This is a genomic window from Carboxylicivirga linearis, from assembly GCF_018271995.1.
Classification (GTDB): Bacteria; Bacteroidota; Bacteroidia; order Bacteroidales; family Marinilabiliaceae; genus Carboxylicivirga; species Carboxylicivirga linearis.
In genome coordinates this window covers 77993-96708 of sequence record NZ_JAGUCO010000003.1, presented here as the reverse complement: position 1 = coordinate 96708, position 18716 = coordinate 77993, and the positions used below count along the sequence as shown (strand labels likewise).

At 37.0% G+C, this 18716-nt stretch carries 12 protein-coding genes; 9 read left to right on the top strand and 3 right to left on the bottom strand.

Annotated elements, in window-relative coordinates:
* Positions 1-38 precede the first annotated feature (38 nt).
* The 5 genes from KEM10_RS05985 to queG all read left to right on the top strand — a co-directional run bounded on the left by KEM10_RS05985 (position 39) and on the right by queG (position 3532).
* The gene (locus KEM10_RS05985) at positions 39-1259 is read left to right on the top strand and encodes an aminotransferase class V-fold PLP-dependent enzyme (RefSeq protein ID WP_212214721.1); all 1221 of its coding nucleotides are present in this window, start codon (positions 39-41) and stop codon (positions 1257-1259) included.
* A 79-nt stretch (positions 1260-1338) separates the two neighbouring features.
* Positions 1339-1761 (top strand): SufE family protein, encoded by a 423-nt coding sequence (locus KEM10_RS05980; RefSeq protein ID WP_212214719.1) that lies wholly within the window; start codon positions 1339-1341, stop codon positions 1759-1761.
* A gap of 40 nt (positions 1762-1801) precedes the next feature.
* A complete protein-coding gene (locus tag KEM10_RS05975) occupies positions 1802-2119 on the top strand; it encodes an SUF system Fe-S cluster assembly protein (protein ID WP_212214717.1) in 318 nt (105 codons plus the stop codon).
* A gap of 17 nt (positions 2120-2136) precedes the next feature.
* The gene (locus KEM10_RS05970; protein ID WP_212214715.1) at positions 2137-2586 is read left to right on the top strand and encodes a hypothetical protein; all 450 of its coding nucleotides are present in this window, start codon (positions 2137-2139) and stop codon (positions 2584-2586) included.
* Between the two features lie 13 nt (positions 2587-2599).
* Complete coding sequence (gene queG, locus KEM10_RS05965; RefSeq protein WP_212214712.1) at positions 2600-3532, top strand: tRNA epoxyqueuosine(34) reductase QueG; 933 nt, start codon at positions 2600-2602, stop codon at positions 3530-3532.
* Between the two features lie 57 nt (positions 3533-3589).
* On the opposite strand, the gene KEM10_RS05960 is transcribed toward queG, so the two are convergent.
* The 3 genes from KEM10_RS05960 to KEM10_RS05950 form a co-directional block, all read right to left on the bottom strand.
* The gene (locus tag KEM10_RS05960; protein WP_212214709.1) at positions 3590-4822 is read right to left on the bottom strand and encodes an acetate/propionate family kinase; all 1233 of its coding nucleotides are present in this window, start codon (positions 4820-4822) and stop codon (positions 3590-3592) included.
* A gap of 312 nt (positions 4823-5134) precedes the next feature.
* Positions 5135-8851 (bottom strand): pectinesterase family protein, encoded by a 3717-nt coding sequence (locus KEM10_RS05955; protein ID WP_212214706.1) that lies wholly within the window; start codon positions 8849-8851, stop codon positions 5135-5137.
* Positions 8852-8998: 147 nt separating this feature from the next.
* A complete protein-coding gene (locus KEM10_RS05950; protein ID WP_212214703.1) occupies positions 8999-12919 on the bottom strand; it encodes a hybrid sensor histidine kinase/response regulator transcription factor in 3921 nt (1306 codons plus the stop codon).
* Between the two features lie 342 nt (positions 12920-13261).
* On the opposite strand from KEM10_RS05950, the gene KEM10_RS05945 reads away from it, so the two are divergent.
* The 4 genes from KEM10_RS05945 (at position 13262) to KEM10_RS05930 (ending at position 18496) form a co-directional block, all read left to right on the top strand.
* Complete coding sequence (locus KEM10_RS05945) at positions 13262-14878, top strand: glycoside hydrolase family 43 protein (protein WP_212214700.1); 1617 nt, start codon at positions 13262-13264, stop codon at positions 14876-14878.
* A gap of 81 nt (positions 14879-14959) precedes the next feature.
* Positions 14960-15169 (top strand): YgaP family membrane protein, encoded by a 210-nt coding sequence (locus tag KEM10_RS05940; RefSeq protein ID WP_212214699.1) that lies wholly within the window; start codon positions 14960-14962, stop codon positions 15167-15169.
* 187 nt (positions 15170-15356) lie between these two features.
* Complete coding sequence (locus tag KEM10_RS05935; protein WP_212214698.1) at positions 15357-17786, top strand: glycoside hydrolase family 2 TIM barrel-domain containing protein; 2430 nt, start codon at positions 15357-15359, stop codon at positions 17784-17786.
* Complete coding sequence (locus tag KEM10_RS05930) at positions 17786-18496, top strand: DUF429 domain-containing protein (RefSeq protein WP_212214697.1); 711 nt, start codon at positions 17786-17788, stop codon at positions 18494-18496. Before KEM10_RS05935 ends, KEM10_RS05930 begins: the two co-directional genes overlap by 1 nt.
* Positions 18497-18716 lie beyond the last annotated feature (220 nt).

Sequence of the window (18716 nt, the reverse complement as noted above, 5' to 3'; positions counted from 1 at the left end):
GTTTTTACTTTCCCGGTTTTCTTTTATAAAAGACAACAATGAGCATAGACATTCAAAAAATCCGTAAAGACTTTCCAATTCTGAACCAGACAGTTTATGGAAAGCCTCTGGCCTATTTCGATAATGCTGCCACGGCCCACAAACCCGTGCAGGTTATCAATGCCATCGACGAAGTCTACACTAAATACAATAGCAATATTCACCGGGGAGTACATCATTTAAGCAATGTGTGTACACAGGCTTTTGAAGATGCTCGTATTAAAGTGCAACAATTTGTGAATGCGCCTAATGCTCATGAAATAATCTTTACGCGTGGAACTACGGAAGCCATCAACCTGATAGCATCTTCTTTTGGCGAGACCTTCTTAAAAGAAGGCGACGAAATTATTGTTTCTCAACTTGAACATCACAGCAATATTGTTCCGTGGCAATTGCTCGAAAAACGAAAAGGAATTACCTTAAAAGTCATTCCTATTAATGATGATGGCGAATTAATGTTGGATCGTTTTGAAGAACTGTTATCCGATAAAACGAAACTGGTTTCGGTTGCCCATATTTCCAATGCCTTAGGAACTATTAATCCAATTAAAAAAATCATCACCACAGCTCATGCCAATAACATTCCGGTAATGATTGACGGTGCGCAAGCTGTACAGCATGTTAAAGTAGATGTGCAGGAACTGGATTGCGATTTTTACGTATTCAGCGGCCATAAGCTTTATGGCCCAACAGGCATCGGAGCTTTTTACGGAAAAGAAAAATGGCTGAATCAAATGGAACCCTATCAAGGTGGTGGTGAAATGATTCAAACCGTATCGTTTGAAGGAACTACATTTAATGAACTTCCCTTTAAATTTGAGGCCGGAACACCTGATTACAGTGGCGCTGTAGGATTGGCCGCAGCCATCGACTATGTAAATAATTTAGGCTTGAAAAACATTGCTGCTTACGAACATGAGCTACATGATTATGCAATGAAAAAGCTATCGGATATTCCTAATATCCAATTTTACGGCACTGCAAAAGAAAAAGCCAGTGTAATCTCGTTTAATGTGGGTAATATTCACCCGTTTGACATGGGAACATTACTGGATAAAATGGGATTGGCAGTTCGAACAGGTCACCACTGCGCTCAACCGCTAATGCAACGATATAACATTCCTGGTACTGTACGTGCTTCATTTGCTGTTTATAATACCAAAGAAGAAATAGATCGTTTAGTTGAAGGCGTTATCAAGGTGAGCCAACTGTTTGGTTGATTCATTGAAAAATACCAACTTTGTCCAATTAAAATCATTGGTTCTGCCGCTATATCAGAACCGTTCAAATTGAATTAACATGACCATTAACGAGATACAAGACGATATCGTTGAAGAATTTTCAGTATTTGATGACTGGATGGATAAATACTCATATCTGATTGAAATAGGTAATGATCTGGATGGTTTTCAGGAAGAAAATCGTTTAGACAATAATCTTATTGAAGGATGTCAGTCGAAAGTATGGCTACATGCCGAATTAAAAGACGGAAAGATTGAGTACACAGCTGATAGCGATGCTATTATAGTTAAAGGTATTGTGGCACTTTTAGTTAAAGTACTGAGTGGCCGAACTCCTGACGAAATTCTGGAAAGCGAACTTAGTTTTGTTGAAAAAATTGGTTTGAAAGAACATCTTTCACCAACACGCTCTAATGGTTTGGTTGCCATGATTAAACAAATGCGTTTGTTTGCAATAGCGTTTAAGGCTAAACAGGCGTAAACCATTAAGCAAAACAAGTGTTTTATTAGAAAAGAAAGACATGGGAACAGAGTTTTTACAGTTAGAAAGCAAGATAATTGAAGTATTAAAAACCATATTCGATCCGGAAATACCTGTTAATATTTACGATCTAGGTTTGATATACGAGATTGATGTGGATGAAGAAGGGAAAGCACGCGTAGTAATGACATTAACCTCTCCAAACTGTCCGGTAGCAGAATCGATGCCTGAAGAGGTGCATGAAAAGGTTTCAGCTATAGATGGCATTACCCATGTTGATTTAAACCTGACGTTTGATCCTCCATGGACCAAAGATATGTTGTCGGAAGAAGCACTTCTGGAATTAGGTTTAATGTAATTGTTGCTGCATCATTCATGAATGAAATACAATTTGATTTAATTCGTCGATATCCACGTAATATCTTTCGAATTGCAATGGGTGCTTTGTTATTAGCTGTTGTTGCTTATTTCCTCATCAAGCAAATAGAATATTTTAGTACTACTCACCTTATTATTTTTACATTAGGTGGTTTATACTATTTATTAATGGGCCTGGGCATCAATCCTATTACCGTTTGGGGGAAAGCCTACATTAAGGTTAGTCAGTCAATTATTGCCATTAAGCCTTCAATGTTTTCAAAAGAAAACAGTTTTGATTGGACAAATATTAAAGAAGCGCAGATTAAAGTAACAGGCATACGATTTTTATTCAACCAAGGCGAACCGTACGAATTGGATTTTGGCAAACTGGATGAAGAAAGCATTCAGGAGTTAAAACAAGCCGTAATTGCCATTAGTAAAGAAAAAGGTATTAAATTGGGGTAAATCTTCACCACCAATGCACAAAACACTTTCGGCTAAACAACTAATACATAACGAAGCTCTTCGTTTGGGCTTCTCTGATATTGGTTTTTCCAAAGCCGAACATCTTCCTCAAAATGAAGTTAATCTAAAAAACTGGCTTGATAATGGTTTTCATGCAGGTATGACTTATATGGAAAACCATTTAGAGAAAAGAGTCAATCCTGCATTACTGGTTGATGGAGCTGTAACAGTTGTTTCTGTATTACTCAACTATAAGCCAAAACACGAGCAAGCTCAATCTGATGCTCCAAAATTAGCTCGTTATGCTTACGGTAAAGATTATCATTTTGTGATAAAGGACAAACTTCAACTCTTGTTTGATTACATTAAAAAAGAGCTCTATCCCAATTTGGAAGGTCGCTTATTTACCGACTCAGCTCCAGTTTTGGATCGTGCCTGGGCGGCAAAAAGCGGATTGGGATGGATAGGTAAAAATACCAACCTCATCCACAAAAAACTGGGCAGCTATGTTTTAATTGGTGAATTAATCATCAATATGGAGCTTGAACCTGACAATCCCATCAATGAGGCTTGTGGAGGTTGCACCCGTTGCATTGATGCCTGCCCAACCAAGGCACTGATTGGTCCTTATCAACTGGATTCTAACAAGTGCATCTCTTACCTTACTATTGAACATAGAGAAGAATTACCTGAAGAATTCAATGGTAAATTTGAAAATTGGGCTTTTGGTTGTGATATCTGCCAGGAAGCCTGTCCCTGGAACTGGAAAGCGCGTCCTACCTCAGAAGAAGAATTCACACCTCACCCCGACCTGTTACAATTATCAAAAGAAGAATGGCATAACATGAGTGAGGACCGATTCAGAGAGCTATTCCGTAAATCAGCTGTTAAGCGAACCAAGTATTCAGGCTTAAAACGAAATCTTGATTTTTTAAAAGATAAGTAAAGCAGCTCCATTCATACATAAACAGAAGCTGCTATTTAATTTGTATTTAATATCACTCTAGTTAAGAACAGCTGACCTTAACACTTTAACTGTGTCACTGGCTATCACCTGCTCCTCATTCGTTGGAATCACCATTACTTTTAATTTAGACTCAGGAGTGCTCAACACCTTAAGACTCCCCCTTACTCCATTGTTTGCATTTTTATCAAATGTAAAACCCAGAAATTCTAAATCCGAACAAATCTCTTCGCGAGACTCAGGACCATTTTCACCAACTCCACCTGTAAAAATCAGCAAATCAATTCCACCCATTTCAGCTGCAAATGCTCCAATATATCGTTTAACACGCATATGATACATATTTAGGGCCAAGGTCGCCCTGGGATTCTTTTTATTCCATGATTCATCTTCAATATCACGCATATCAGATGAGATTCCTGAAATACCTAAAACGCCACTTTTTTTATTTAATAAATCGTTAGCTCCTTTCAGATCGAGATTCTCTTTTTCCATTAAGAACAACAATGCTCCTACATCTAAATTACCAACACGCGTTCCCATAATTAACCCTTCAACCGGAGTAAAACCCATAGAGGTATCATATGATTTTCCGTTTTTAATAGCTGCAATTGAGGCTCCATTTCCTAAATGACAGGTAACTATGTTCATTTTTTCAATATCTACCCCCAAATAGTCACAAGCTTTTTCTGCTACATATTTGTGGCTGGTTCCATGAAAACCATATCTGCGTAATTTATGCTTAGTATAAAACTCATATGGGATAGCATATAAGAATGATTCAGGTGGCATGGATTGATGAAATGAAGTGTCGAAAACAGCTACTTGCGGAGCACTTGGTAAAAGCTTCTCCATAGCAAAAATACCGGCCATATGTGCGGGATTATGCAACGGAGCCAACTCACTTAATTTATTTATTCGTTCTTTAACTAAATCATCAATTAACACACTCTTACTAAAATACTCACCTCCATGTGCAACCCGGTGGCCAATTGCCTCAATATCCAACATATCTTCAATTACACCATAAGCCCTGTTTACAAGCGAATCCATTATCAAGCTAATGCCTGCTTCATGATCCGGAATATGATTGGAAAACTTATATTTCTTGAACTCTCCATCTATCTGTGGTTTATGCGTTAAAATTCCTTCTTCCAGACCTATACGCTCCACAACCCCAATAGCCTTTACCTCAGACTTATCAACGCTTTTCATATCTAACAATTGATATTTAATAGACGAGCTGCCACAATTTAAAACCAATACTAACATATACTACACTGTGATTTAAGGATTAATTAATTCTTTTTTACAATTATTAATTTTATTTCAATGATACATTAAAAAAACGACAGAATAAAAAACAACCTAAATCTTTCATCAAAACAATATTTTTCTCATTAAACAACAATCACTTATACTTTTAAAGCAAAGAAGAAGAAAAGCAACATTTCATACTTTAACTACTCACCTCACTCATCAAGAACTGTTTACCATTGTTAAATAAAAACCACTAATGGAACTATACAAAAAAGCCATCTCCTCTTACGAGAAGATGACCTTTTTTAATTAATAACTGTATATCTATTTCACTAACATCTTCTTCGTTAACACTTCGCTTCCTGCTTTCATTGAATAGAAATACATTCCGCTACTTAATCCATCAACTGACAAATTAATTTGATGACTTCCTGACAACTGATATCCATCCTTAATTATTTTCACAACGCCACCTGTTGAATTATAAATGGTAAGGAATACATCTGCTGATTCTTCTAACTGATAAGTTATAATTGTGTTAGCTATTGCGGGGTTTGGAACATTTTGCATTAACTTCAGTTTTACTTTTTCCTGTACAGTAAAACCTGTTGAAGGATCGTCTGCTATTAATCCCGGAATAGGATCCCATTCATCACTTCCTTTGGTAAAATTGTAAGTGCTAATTTCAGTGTCATCAAGCAGTACTTCAGATGACAAAAGAGTAGACCATGATGCCCTGTTACCTGAGTTATCTTCACCCGAATTTTCTATTGTTCCGTATTCATACATATAAGCTGATTCGCCGCCCAATGTACTTTTCCACCCTTCAGGCATAATTAACGACTGACCATTGAAGGATGAATTAGTGGTAGCATTTATTGTTGTATTATAAAATACTACTTCACTTGTAGTTGGTGCCCAAGGTCGACCGAAATAACCTGGTTTTGATTCACTTGTTGATGCTGTTTCGGTGCTCAATTCTGCAGATTTGATTGTACATTCATACATCAAATATCCTCTTCCACTTTCCTGTTGCGCGGCAGTAATATAGGCTACATCATTGCTATCATCACTTGTATTTAAAACCAGATTAGATTTATAAAATACCGCAATCATTCCACCAAAAATATAATCGGTTGCTCCCATCATATCACCTTTGTAAACCACCACTCTTGCATTTTTTGAACCATAAAAAGAGTCCTGACGGCCCACAACCCTACAACCTACCAACACAGTTTTATCTCCACCGGAAGTGATTGCAATGGCTGCAGCTCGCTCAACAAATGACTTATCCTGTACATCTGTACTTCCAGCTTCTGTTGGTCTGGTTCCTTTTCCACCAATTGACCATTCAACAACCATATCTTCTGCCTCCTTCTGAGAGATATACTGATTATAAGAATTTTCGAAAATAATATCCTTCGCAGTGAATCCTTCAGCACTAACCACAACCGTTGCATTCCAATAAGAACCATTCGTGGTTCCTGAACCTGCATTGTCGTATGATAGATAACCATTCTCTTTATTAACTCTTAATACATCAGCATCCCATTTTTGGTCAGATCCCATACTATAATAACTATAGCCATGACCATAATACGAAGTAATACGAACAGCATTAGCATCGATATCCACACCTTTATTAACCAAAGCAATACTTGGAGTAGCAGATACATTTTCGAAAGTAATATTAGGTTGATCAATCACTAACATCTCTTCATAATTCCCCGGATCAATCATTACAGTTACTCGTTGATCCGAAGTACGATTCATTTTAGCAATATAATCCAAGGCTCCATTTATGGATTGAAAATCTTTATCCGCTCCAACGGTTATTACATCGGTATAATCAACTACCTCAACCACTTCAATACTGGTAAAGTAGGTAGTTGTAACGGTTTCTGTAGATCCGATAGTAATGGTTACAACTCCATCTTCTGTTCCTTCATATATATATTCAGCAGTCTCAACAGTACTGGTACTTTTGCTTTCAGTTGAATAATCTGTTCCCTCAAGATTAAATTGAGCTGTATAATAATACGATACAATCACCTTATTTCCAGTAGATACAGGAACATTGATTACAGCCCCATCTTTACCAACCAAATGACTTTTTTCAGCTTGATTAGAAATAGATCCTGTTCCACTGAATATCAAACCAAAATATGACGTGGCACCACTTTCAATATTTTTCTCATCAAAGTCCCACTTCGTAACCTGTTCAAACGAAAGAGTTTTGTCAGCTGCAGCTTCATTAACTGTTAAATTCGACGTAAGTGATAGTTTGACAGCATAATCATCAATACCTTCTGCACTGATTTGATAGGTACCATCACGTAATTGAATTGTCTCACCAGCACCAAACGAATATGAATACCCCTGCTCATTAAGGTTTGTAAATATCAAGCCTAATGCTGCTTGCGCTTCATTACTTAGCCCTTCGGTTGTTATGGTAATATCATATACAGGTTTAGCGGTAAATGTTATGTCTGAAGTAATGTCTTCTGTAACTGTTATGGTATTAGAACCAATAATATAATCGTTTACACCATTTGCCGCAATCGAATATTCGCAATTAGGTTCTAATACAACAGTATAAGTTGCACCCTCAACATCAATGGTGACTTCTGGCTCATACACTTTATTCTGAGCCGGGTCAGGTGTGTAAACCAATTCAAGATTTGCTAAATCATCACCCAAACCTGAAATACTCCCAGATACTGTATTTAATGCAATCTGCTCAACAACCATGTTAACAGTTGCAGCAGTAGTTACATCTATTGATTGATCACCTGTGATTATATAACCGTTGGCATCAGATAATGAAAGATTGTAAGTATGACCTGCTGGTAAATCAATAGAATATGCTTGAGAAGCCACCACAGATGTCCATGATTTACCGGTAACTGAGTTTGTAAAAACAATTCCATATCCTTCAGAAATGCTAGGAGCATTGGTTTCATCTACAACACCTGATATAGTTACATAATCGGCGTTTTTCCGGAGAACACGAAACACACTTAATTTGTCGGTTTCATCATAAATACGATAAACACCTGCTTGACCTGCAATAAAATTGTATTCAGCTGCTGCATTGGTCAATGCTTGTTGATCTTTTTGAATTGCAACATCTTCTTCTGTCACAAAAGTGAGATTTCCTGTGCCATTTTGAGATAAAGCCACCACTGTTACCTCATCATCTTCGGCCAGTTCAATTGCGAAATAACGGGTTGTTGGTAATCCATCATCACCTAAAGAAACAGTACCATTTGCATAAACTCTGCCTGTATAAACATCGCTACTAACATTTGAATCGTAGCGCGTCAGACTTTCATTACTTGTACGCAAGCGATCGCTTGTTTCTTTACCTTCCCATGTTAGTACATCGGCAGTAAAATCAGGAAGTGTTAATCCGGCAGTTCCAGCGGCAACATCTACATACCATGCATTAATCGCATCAACATCCAAGACATTCATATACGTATCGCTGCTTAACTGTTCTGCACCAAAATCCCAAACCTGAGTCATACCTTCCAAACCTGGAAGTGCATCTTCGTTGGTGACAGTTAAATAATGGATATATACTGACCCTCCTGCACTTAGCATAGCAGTTAAAGTTTGAGCTGATCCATTAAATGTGTATGTACTAAGGTCGCCATCTGTTGCTCCTTCAACGTTTTTAAGACTGGCTGAAATAGTACTTAAGGTTTCACCCGATTCGTTCTTTAGTTCAAGTGTTGCTCCTTCAGCACTATAAACACATATACTAAATGAAAGGGTTGCCTTATTAGCCACCTGTATACTAAATACGTTTTGATCTTTAAACTGTCCACCATGAGAACCATCGTTAAACTTAAAGGCACTTCCGGCACCTTTATCAATTGTTAAAGCTCCATCGCTGGATGATACGTTATCTATAGAAGATCCGTCAGTTGGCAAAATACTACCATCTCTAAAATCATAAGTAGTAGTTCCCATTATTTGACCATAACCAGAATAGGCTATAAAAGTCATTAGAAGAAGTAAAAATGTTTTTTTCATTATAAGGATTTAAGTGAACTTGATTTTTTCAAATCCTAACTTATAACATCTTTACTTTGAACATATAAATAGAGGTTGCATAAATTTCAATGCATGTTGCACAGATGATTCACACCCATTAAAAAGAATAAATAACAGCTACCAGAATTACTTCTTTACAACAAAATCTGATTTGACCTGTGATGGTGCATATCCATACTTATTTTTAAATACGGTACTAAATGAAGCAGGACTCTTAAAACCTGTTCGATATGCGGTTTCGCTAACAGTTAATCCTTTTTCCTGCAACAGGCGGATTGCTTCGGTAAGTCGTAAACCATATATATATTCAGATGGAGTCTGATTTAAAATCGCTTTAATTTTACGATGCAGTTGAGTCCGGCTAAAACCAACATCTTTGGCCAACTGCTCTACCCCATAATCAGGTTCAGATAGATTTAACGTCATCGAAGATTTCAATCTTTGCAAGAATTCCTGATCATATGAGGATAATCCCTGCGAGTGAGCGGGAAGTACTCCTGACAGTAACGATTGTTGAATATTTTTACGAAGTTTCAATAATCCTCCAATTCTAATCTCAAGATATTCAATACTAAAAGGCTTCGGTATATATTCATCGGCTCCATGCTTCATTCCACTAATTTTAGAATCATGGTCACTTTCTTTTGTGAGTATAATAATTGGAATATGGCAGGTTGCTGGCTTTTGTTTTAATAAAGAGCATAATTGAAAACCGTTCATAAGAGGCATAGCAACATCTGTTATAATTAAATCCGGTATATACTGAGTCGCCAATTCAAGCCCCTGCTCACCATTTGAGGCTGTTTGAATTGAATACTTATTTGAAAGGTTCTCACTTAAAAAGAAAAGAAGATCTTCATTATCATCTATTATTAAAACAGACAATTTATTTGAGTTATTAAAATCTGCTTCTTCTGAATTAAAAGTATTCTCATGAGTTTTTTCGGTAGAAATGGGATGACCAACAATTGATTTGGGCTTTAAAGAATTTAAGGCTGGAATGATCATTGGCAAATAAACTCTAAAAGTACTTCCTTTGCCCAATGTGCTCTCACACATTATAAAGCCATCATGCAACTCAACCAGAGCCTTTGCCAGACTTAAGCCCACACCGGCCCCAAATCCTTTACCATTACTTTGATAAAATCTTGAAAAGACCTTCTGCACCTCCTCTTCTGACATTCCTGAACCATCATCTGTAATACTTATGCTAATATATCTATCCGAAAGATTTCTTTTTGCAAATGTTGATGATATTACATTTTCATCCAACTCATCTGTATCAACCTCCTGAATCAATAAATGAATAGCGCCACCTTCATGAGAATATTTTATACTATTCATTAATAGATTATTAAGGACCTTTGTTATTTTATCTTCATCAAAAAGAATTTCACATTGATTTAATTTAGAGGTATATGTTAAAGCAATACTTTTACTTTCAACAAGTTCCTGAAAATCCTGAATCGTAATTAAAACAGTATCCGCTATATTGCCATATTGGGGTTTATACTCTCCTGTTGACGATTGTATTTTTCTGTACAGTAACAGTTCACCGATTAAGTGTTCCAGGTGTCGCATTTGCTTTTTAATGATTTCAGAATACTTAATTGTTTCTGGGCTTTGTGATATTTTTGCCAATAACTTTTCTAATGGAGCCAATATTAAGGTTAGCGGAGTTTGAAATTCGTGAACAACATTGGTGAAGAACTGAATTTTAGCCGTTTCCAGATCAATTGTTTGTTGCAATTCGTCTTTTGCTTGTTTTACTTGTCTTTTCAATTTAAGTTGAGTACCAATTATTCTAATTGATATAAAACCTACCGTCCCTATAAACAATGTATAAAGCAAATAAGCCCATACCGTTGCGTAATATGGTTTATTAATAATCACATCAATAACTACAGGCAGTTCACTCCAATCATTCTGATAATTTGTAGCCTCAATTATAAATTGATACTGTCCGGGACTCAGATTAGTATATTTTGCTATCGTATATTCTGTAGGCCCCTGCCAATCACCGTCAAACCCTAGTAGTTTATATCGGTACTTGTTGCGTGATGCAATGGCATAATCAAGTAATGCAAACTTAAAGCTTAACTGGTTTTGATTATAATTCAAAACAATTGTATTATTACCGGTTATATTTTGTTCTATCTCCTCTCCATTAGCCAAAACAGAAGTTACAATTAGAGGTGATGTGTTGGTAATCTTTGTTATTTTATCAGGAGAAAAACAGACTAAACCATCATAATAACCAAAAGCTAATTGTCCGTTCTTTAATTTTAATGAAGAACGTGGTTCAAATACTGAAGTTGGTAAACCATATTCACGATTATAATTTTCCACTGCGTAATCAACCATATTAAATTTGACAAGTCCCATATCTGTACCTAGCCAAATGTTATCATTCTCATCGGGCAAAATATTGTATACTGCATTTGAAGCCAATCCGCCTTGCTTCATAAAATAAGTTACGGTATCGCTATTCATGTCAAGGCAGTTTAACCCCTGAGACCGCGTACCAATCCAAATCCGATTCTTTTCGTCTTCATAAAAAGCCCTAATACTATTGTCGCTCAATGGCAAATCAGAATTAGTTGTATAGTGAACTAAACTATCCTTCATGGGAAGGTAGCGATACAAGCCATTAAATAATGTACCAAACCAGAGCGATCCATCTTGTGTAGTACGAATGAGACCTGTTTGTATATCGGAATTAAAAAAATCGGTGTGATTAATGGACTGAAATCGGACCAACTGTTTTAAATCTTCATCATAAACAAAAAGCCCTTTAGAAGTGGCAACCCAAATTTTACCTGATGCATCGGCCTGTATATTCCAAACTGACCTAATAGGATGAAATTCGCTGTTATTTAAATTGGTGTCTGTAATTAACACTCCAGTTTCAGATCCAAGCCAGAGCCTTTTTTGGGTATCGAAGAACAAAGCTTGAATTCTTCGAGCCTGCTCTTCAGCTACATTATCAGGATGAACAGGCTGAGGATATTTATTATCCATTGTGATTTTAAATAATCCTTCTGTTCGAGTACCCAACCACAATGTATTGTTATCATCTTCGCAAACAGACATAACAAAAAGATCTTTATCAGGATGGTTGATCGAAACACCTTCGAAAAGTTGTAAACGCTGGTCATAAATAAATAACCCATCATATTTAGAAGCCACCCAAACATTATGGTAACGGTCTTCCATCATATCGGTGATGGTCCCCGTTTGTAATCCATTAACACTTATGGTATTTGCAAACTCATATTGATGATTTAAATCTTTTTCATCAACGCAAATTAAACCATACTGCATAGTTGCCACCCACCATTTTCCCTGAGAGTCGATAAACAGTTTACGAATTCCAACCTTACCATGATTATATAAATCATGTTGGTTAAACTGAATCTGATGAATTGTGCCTGTTTCAAGTTCTGCGAGAAACACTCCTTTTGATGAACCTAATACAATAAACTCTGATCTAATATCAATTGAAATAATATCAAGATGAGAGGTTGAGCTGACCTGTCTGATTTTCTCGTCACTATAAATAAACAATCCATCAGACGTTCCAATGAGCACCTGCTTATCATTCACCTTCAAACACCTAACCCTCACACCCTCATTCCCGGGCAAGTATATTTTATTTGGAACTTCATCAGAAATATTCATCGAATACAAACCAGTATTTGTACCAACTAACATTTCTCCATCGTAATTTTCTATCAGAGCATTAATCTTCTCGTTATCTTCTGTCAGAAAATGTTGAACTACTTCTCTTGTAGAATCAAATAGATCTAAACCTCCTGTAGTACCTACCCACAGCTTCCCTTCTTTATCTTCAGTAATTACATTGACAAAATTATTTGTGAGTGATCTATTGGAACTATTCTGATGGGCAAAATGAAGAATATTAACTCCATCATATCGGTATAAGCCAGAAGCTTCTATTCCAAACCAGATATACCCAAAACTATCTTCGTAGAGACAACTAACTATCGAACCAGGTAATCCCTTCTCTGAAAATAATTGTTGCAACTTAATCTCTTTTTTGCTTGCCAGCACTGAAAAGCTCATCAGTACAAAAAGCAACCAGACAAAAAACCGATTCAAAAGAAGACGCATACTATATGTTAGTGTTATAGCTTGAAGATACTTAATAATGTAGTAAAATGTACTTACTTAAAAACTAACAGAACGAACCAATATTTACATATACACCTAACTACCTGCACATTAAAACTCACATCCACTTCAACATATGAACATTTACCTACCCTTTTATATCAATTTCCCTACTTCAATTTTTCGATTAATTACCATTTGTTGAATACTGAATTCATTATCTTGCTCATGCGGAAAATCACTAATTATAATTTCATGAAAAAAATCTTATTCCTTATCCTCCTTATCTCTTCAAACCTGTCAGCTCAACACAAAGATTTAATCTGGAAACCTGACCTGGGCAATGGTAAATATCAAAACCCTATTATTTATGCTGATTATTCCGATCCGGATGTAGTGCGCGTAGGTGACGATTATTATATGACTAGTTCAAGCTTCAGCCATTTTCCGGGATTGCCGATTCTTCACTCCAAAGATTTGGTGAATTGGACGCTTATAGCCCATGCTGCCATAGAATATCCCGATGATGCCTTTGACAAACCGCAACATGGTAATGGTATTTGGGCGCCAAGCTTCCGATATCATAACAATGAGTTTTATATTTATTTCGGTGATCCCGACCGTGGTGTTTTTATGACCAAAGCAAAAAATGCAGAAGGTCCGTGGGAACCATTAAAGCTGATTAAAAAAGTAACTGGCTGGATCGATTGCTGTCCACTTTGGGATGATGATGGCAAAGCTTATCTGGTTCATGCTTTTGCTAACAGCCGAAGCGGTATAAAAAGTATTTTGGCTGTTTGTCCACTAAATGAAGAAGGAACCGAAGTACTGGAAACCAGTACCATTGTTTTTAATGGTCAAAAAGATTATCCAACTATTGAAGGCCCTAAGTTTTACAAGCGAAATGGTTACTACTACATTTTTGCACCTGCAGGTGGAGTCAAACCGGGATGGCAAACGGTTTTACGATCTAAAAACATATATGGACCATACGAAGATAAGATAGTTCTAGAGCAAGGCAGCACCAATATCAACGGACCTCATCAGGGAGGTTGGGTAACCACACAAACCGGCGAAGACTGGTTTATTCACTTTCAGGACAGATATGCATACGGAAGAGTGGTTCATCTGAATCCCATGAGATGGGAAGAAGACTGGCCAGTAATGGGTGTTGATTACGACGGTAATGGAATTGGCGAACCAGTATCGGAATATACAAAACCCAATGTGGGCAATACCTATCCGGTATCGATTCCTCAAACAAGTGATGAATTTGAATCGGATCAATTAGGCTTGCAATGGCAATGGAATTCAAACTTTGATAAAAACTGGTATTCATTAACTGAAAAAACAGGATCACTTAGATTATATCCCGAAATAATTACAGACTCAGATAACTTGTGGAACATTGGTCGATTGCTTTTGCAGAAAACTCCGACCACGGATTTCTCAGCCGTTACTAAAATGACACTAGAGGCCAATACCGAAGGGGAACAAGCCGGCTTATTGGTATTTGGCATGGATTACTCATACATCACAATTGAAAAAACAGATGAGGGTTACTTATTGAAGCAGGTGAATTGCCTTAATGCCCGCAAAGGTAAACATGAAGCGGTTGTTCAATCAATACCTTATAAGTACCATTCTATTTACTTAAAAGTGGATATCTATCCCGAGAATCCTGATGATATCATACCAAAGGTAATTTGTAAATTTAGTTACAGTAAAAATGGCAAAAGGTATATTCCGTTTGGAGAAGATTTTATAGCCAAAGAAGGACGATGGGTTGGAGCAAAAGTGGGAATATTTGCAAATGCTAACAAAGAAACATCAGGCTATGCAGACTTCGATTGGTTTAGAATTGAGAAATAACACAACATACTTGACTTAAACATTTTAAACCATTATCTGTTGAATAATCAACAAGTTAATAGATCACTAAAAAATTGTGTTATGAAAAAGAATATGGGAGCAGCAGATAAAATCGTCAGATTCATTATAGCTGCAGCTATTGCCGTGTTGTATCTTACCAATGTTATAACAGGTATGTTGGGAACAGTGTTATTAGTTTTAGCAATTGTATTTTTGCTGACAAGCTTAATAAGTTTTTGTCCCTTGTATGTACCCTTCGGAATTAAAACATCATCTAAAGAAAAAGAATAATAATTCCTTCATTAATAAAACAAGGCTACTTCGTTGGAGGTAGCCTTGTTTTGTTTTCTACCTATTAATTGAATTATTTCAACAAAAAGATGTAAGAAACGAACGAATGAACTAATTTGCAGTGTGAACAAAGAGTTCTATTTTGTGAACCCAAAATTCAGTACATATTCAAAAGGAAATTTACACAATGAGACAAAAAGTTATACTTACCCTTTTACTTGTATTTTCAATTTTCAGTCATTCATCATATAGTCAGGATAGGACTGTTATAAATTTTACTGATGGCTGGAAATTCCAAAAAGGAGATGTGGAAAATGCTTATGAAGCAAATTTCAACGATACCAAATGGCAAAGCGTTTCAGTACCGCACGATTGGGCCATTTATGGGCCATTCGACAAAGAAGTTGATAAGCAAACTGTTGCCATTACTCAAAACAACGAAAAGGTTGCTTCGGAAAAAACCGGTCGTACAGGTGCTCTTCCGTTTATAGGTGTTGGATGGTATCGAAAAACGTTTAGCGTTGATGTAAACAATAATCAAAAAGCGATACTTACTTTTGACGGAGCCATGAGTAACTCAAAGGTATATGTAAACGGTGAGTTGGTTGGCGGATGGCCATTCGGTTATAACTACTTTTATTTTGATATTACTGATTATCTTAAAAAAGGCGAAACCAATACACTGGCTGTTCGTTTAGAAAACTTTCCTTTTTCATCGAGATGGTATCCGGGGGCAGGTCTTTATCGAAAAGTGCAGTTAATTGTTAAAGACGAAACCAGTTTTCAACACTGGGGACATTTTATCACCACACCTTATATTACTGGTGGTTTAGCTAAGGTGAATATTAAATCGAAAGTGAATGGTGAAAACATAACCGTGGAAACCATTATTAAAGATGCTGAAGGAAATCAGGTTGCTTCAGGAAAAACGGATGCCCGATTTGGTGATGAATTGGAACAAAATATTCCTGTTAAAAAACCACACCTTTGGAGCCCTGAAAATCCATATTTGTATACAGCAGAGATGAATCTCTACGAAGGAGACCAATTAAAAGACACAGAAACCATTCGCTTTGGAATCAGAAAAATTGAATACAGCCGCGAAAAAGGATTTTTATTGAATGATGTTCCTACCAAATTCAAAGGTGTATGCTTGCACCACGATTTAGGGCCAATTGGTACTGCCATCAATAAAGCAGCTCTTCGTCGTCAGTTAATTATATTAAAAGATTTAGGATGTAATGCTATCCGTTCATCGCACAATATGCCATCGATTGAGCAACTTGAACTTTGCGACGAAATGGGCTTCCTCTTCTTAGCTGAAAGCTTCGACGAATGGAAAAAGCCTAAAGTAAAAAATGGCTACAACCTGTACTTTGATGAATGGGCTGAAAAAGATGTAGTCAATTTGATTCATGCCACACGCAATCATCCTTGTATTGTTATGTGGAGTTCAGGTAATGAAGTACCTGACCAATGGGGATCGGATGGTGTAAAACGAGCTAAGTGGTTGCAGGATATTTTCCATCGCGAAGATCCTACACGACCAGTTACCGTAGGTATGGATCAGGTAAAAGCAGTGATGGAATCGGGCTTTGGTGCTATTATGGATATTCCGGGCTTAAACTACCGTGTTCATTTATACGATGAAGCATACAAACGTTTTCCTCAAGGCTTTATCTTAGGATCCGAAACTGCATCAACCGTTAGTTCGCGTGGTGTTTATAAGTTCCCTGTTGAAAAAGCATCAGACAAACAATACGACGATTACCAATCTTCTTCATATGACTTAGAATACTGTAACTGGTCGAATATTCCGGAGGATGATTTTGTTTTGCAGGATGATAAAGACTGGGTATTAGGCGAGTTTGTTTGGACCGGATTTGATTACCTGGGCGAACCTACTCCATACGATAATTACTGGCCATCGCGTAGCTCGTACTTTGGTATTTGCGATTTGGCAGGCTTACCTAAAGATCGTTACTACCTATACCGCAGTCGTTGGAATACCAAAGAAACTACCTTACACATTTTACCTCACTGGAACTGGGAAGGTCGCGAAGGCAAAACGACTCCTGTGTTTGTTTATACCAGCTACGATAGTGCCGAGTTGTTTGTAAATGGCAAAAGTCAGGGTGTTCGCACTAAAAATGACTCGACCAAACTGGACCGCTACCGCTTGATGTGGATGGATGTTAAATACGAACCGGGAACCATTAAAGTGGTTGCTTTTGATAAAAATGGTAATGTTGCCGAAACTCAAGAAGTTAAAACTGCAGGCAAACCATATCAGTTAATATTAAATGCCGATAGCGAGGTTATTAACGCCAATGGCGAAGATTTAAGTTACGTAACCGTATCGGTTATTGATAAGGATGGTAATCCATGTCCGTTGGCACAAAACCAATTGAAGTTTAAAGTAAGTGGCGATGCTACCTACCGTGCTGCTTGTAATGGTGATGCTACATCGCTGGAGATGTTCCACCAACCCACCATGAAACTGTTTAATGGTAAACTGGTTGTGTTGGTTCAGTCGGGTAACAAAGCGGGAAATGCCAAATTAACTGTTAGTGGTAAAGGACTGAAAAGCGCCAGCACTCAAATTGAAATTAAATAATGAACATCGCAGGAGTTGATGGATGCCGTTACGGTTGGATTGTTGCCTATTATGCAAATAACCAATACCAAATCGAAATATTCCCATCCATCAGCCAAATGATGCAAAATATACCACCCATGGAGCGTATCTTAATTGATATGCCCATGGGTATATCATCTCCGGGATTCCCCCGAACCATTGATGCGACCTTAAGAAAGCACCTCCCTCAACGCGCATCAACCGTTTTTAATGTACCGTGCAAAGCCGCCGTTTATGAAGATGACTTTACAAAAGCCAAACAGCTGAACATTGCCATTGAAGGCAAAAGTCTTTCGATTCAAACCCTCAACATCAAGCATAAGATTAAAGAGCTGGATGAGTATTTAGCACTATCCCAACATCAAACAATATTTATCGAAAGCCATCCCGAGTTATGCTTTAAGCATTTGAATAAAGAAATTCTTCTTTCAAAAAAATCAACAACAAAAGGATTGCAAGAGCGATTAGATGTGCTACACCAATGGGATAATAAAATCATTGAATTATATGATCAAGCCCTTTATCGTTTTAAACGCAAAGATGTAAAACCCGATGACATTGTGGATGCCCTTTGTTTATGTCTGATAAATAAGTTAGGAGCCCAAAGTAAGCTAAGTTTTATTACTGATGAGAATATACAATCGGAAGATGGAGTTTTGTACAGGATTGCCTATTTCTCTAATCAATAGTTAAACCCATTTCAGGGTTTTCTTGTCATGTGCTTATTCACCATGGGTTTCACCTAAGGCTATTCATATTAAACTCCTTCGGAGTTACCAAATACTATCATATTATAACTCAAGCAACACTCTATTTTATCACCATCCCCTCAACAAACTCAAACACTCATTATTAATTACTTACTCATCTTCCATATAAACTAACAAACTAATACTATATTTACTCTTC